The organism is Pseudophaeobacter profundi (genome assembly GCF_029697505.1).
GTDB lineage: Bacteria > Pseudomonadota > Alphaproteobacteria > Rhodobacterales > Rhodobacteraceae > Pseudophaeobacter > Pseudophaeobacter profundi.
In genome coordinates this window covers 1-2500 of sequence record NZ_JARJEF010000029.1, presented here as the reverse complement: position 1 = coordinate 2500, position 2500 = coordinate 1, and the positions used below count along the sequence as shown (strand labels likewise).

Here is a 2500-nt window from a genome sequence, read left to right as displayed (position 1 = left end):
CGGAGATAGCTGGTTCTCTGCGAAATCTATTTAGGTAGAGCGTCGTACGAATACCCCGGGGGGTAGAGCACTGGATGGGTAATGGGGACTCACCGTCTTACTGATCCTAACCAAACTCCGAATACCCGGGAGTACTATACGGCAGACACACTGCGGATGCTAACGTCCGTAGTGGAGAGGGAAACAACCCTGACCTCCAGCTAAGGCCCCTAATTCATGGCTAAGTGGGAAAGCAGGTGGGATGTCCAAAACAACCAGGAAGTTGGCTTAGAAGCAGCCATCTTTTAAAGATAGCGTAACAGCTCACTGGTCTAATTAAGACGTCCTGCGGCGAAGATGTAACGGGGCTCAAGCCATGAGCCGAAGCTGAGGATGCACATAGTGCATGGTAGCAGAGCGTAGTGTGACATAGTTCCATGTCTCCTTACCTACTTCGGTAGGATTGGAGACGCGGAGCTTTCGATGAAGCGGGCGCGTGAGCGATCCCGTGGAGAGATCACTAGCGAGAATGATGACATGAGTAGCGACAAAGAGTGTGAGAGACACTCTCGCCGAAAGTCCAAGGGTTCCTGCTTAAAGCTAATCTGAGCAGGGTAAGCCGACCCCTAAGGCGAGGCCGAAAGGCGTAGTCGATGGGAACCAGGTTAATATTCCTGGGCCATGAGGTGGTGACGGATCGCGGGTGTTGTTCATCCTTATTGGATTGAATGAGCAGCTGAGCGGTTCCTGGAAATAGCCCCTCTATAAGATCGTACCCTAAACCGACACAGGTGGACAGGTAGAGAATACCAAGGCGCTTGAGAGAACGATGTTGAAGGAACTCGGCAAAATACCTCCGTAAGTTCGCGAGAAGGAGGCCCGGTTTCCAGGCAACTGGAAGCTGGGGGCACAAACCAGGGGGTGGCGACTGTTTATTAAAAACACAGGGCTCTGCGAAGTCGCAAGACGACGTATAGGGTCTGACGCCTGCCCGGTGCCTGAAGGTTAAAAGGAGGGGTGAGAGCTCTGAATTGAAGCCCAGGTAAACGGCGGCCGTAACTATAACGGTCCTAAGGTAGCGAAATTCCTTGTCGGGTAAGTTCCGACCTGCACGAATGGCGTAACGACTTCCCCGCTGTCTCCAACATCGACTCAGCGAAATTGAATTGCCTGTCAAGATGCAGGCTTCCCGCGGTTAGACGGAAAGACCCCGTGCACCTTTACTACAGCTTCGCACTGGCATCAGGATTGTGACGTGCAGGATAGGTGGTAGGCATCGAAACCGAGACGCTAGTCTCGGTGGAGCCTCCCTTGAGATACCACCCTTCGCACTCTTGATGTCTAACCGCGGTCCGTTATCCGGATCCGGGACCCTGCGTGGCGGGTAGTTTGACTGGGGCGGTCGCCTCCTAAAGCGTAACGGAGGCGCGCGAAGGTTGGCTCAGAGCGGTCGGAAATCGCTCGTTGAGTGCAATGGCAAAAGCCAGCCTGACTGCGAGACTGACAAGTCGAGCAGAGACGAAAGTCGGCCATAGTGATCCGGTGGTCCCGAGTGGAAGGGCCATCGCTCAACGGATAAAAGGTACGCCGGGGATAACAGGCTGATACTGCCCAAGAGTCCATATCGACGGCAGTGTTTGGCACCTCGATGTCGGCTCATCTCATCCTGGGGCTGGAGCAGGTCCCAAGGGTACGGCTGTTCGCCGTTTAAAGAGGTACGTGAGCTGGGTTTAGAACGTCGTGAGACAGTTCGGTCCCTATCTGCCGTGGGTGTAGGATACTTGAGAGGAGTTGCCCCTAGTACGAGAGGACCGGGGTGAACGAACCACTGGTGGACCAGTTGTCGTGCCAACGGCAGTGCTGGGTAGCTATGTTCGGAAAGGATAACCGCTGAAGGCATCTAAGCGGGAAGCCCCCCTCAAAACAAGGTATCCCTGAGGGCCGAGGTAGACCACCTCGTCAATAGGCCAGAGATGTAAGCGTGGTAACACGTTCAGTTGACTGGTACTAATCGCCCGATTGGCTTGATCTGATCTAGTAATAGACAGCCTCAAGAACCAAAAAGCACCAACTGACTTGGACTTAATGTTGATTGTTTCTTCCGATATCAGATATGAAACCAACAGGTGACATAGCTGACGTGCGGCAACGGGCATTTGCTAACGCAAATACCCTGCCTGCCGCGCGACCTCTTGGCTACGCCAAGAGGGTCGGTCTTGGATTTTTCTTGGTTTGGTGGCGATAGCGAGAGCAAAACACCCGGTCCCATCCCGAACCCGGAAGTTAAGTGCCTTTGCGCCAATGGTACTGCGTCTTAAGGCGTGGGAGAGTAGGTCACTGCCAAACCTAGTAAAATCCAAAAACTCTAAACGATAAAATACGCTGGCTACCCAGACAAAAACACAGTCCTCAAGTAGCAAAGCGATACGACAAACAAAACTGTCGCGGGATGGAGCAGCCCGGTAGCTCGTCAGGCTCATAACCTGAAGGTCGTAGGTTCAAATCCTACTCCCGCAACCAA

General features: G+C 53.4%; 1 tRNA gene and 2 rRNA genes (1 of these 3 cut by a window edge). All 3 read left to right on the top strand.

Features of this window, described 5'->3' with window-relative positions:
- Positions 1–2011 (top strand): 23S ribosomal RNA (locus tag P2081_RS20095) (it extends 817 nt beyond the left edge of the window).
- Between the two features lie 199 nt (positions 2012–2210).
- Positions 2211–2325 (top strand): 5S ribosomal RNA (gene rrf, locus P2081_RS20090).
- A gap of 97 nt (positions 2326–2422) precedes the next feature.
- A tRNA-Met gene (locus P2081_RS20085) sits at positions 2423–2499 on the top strand.
- The last annotated feature ends 1 nt before the right edge of the window (position 2500 follow it).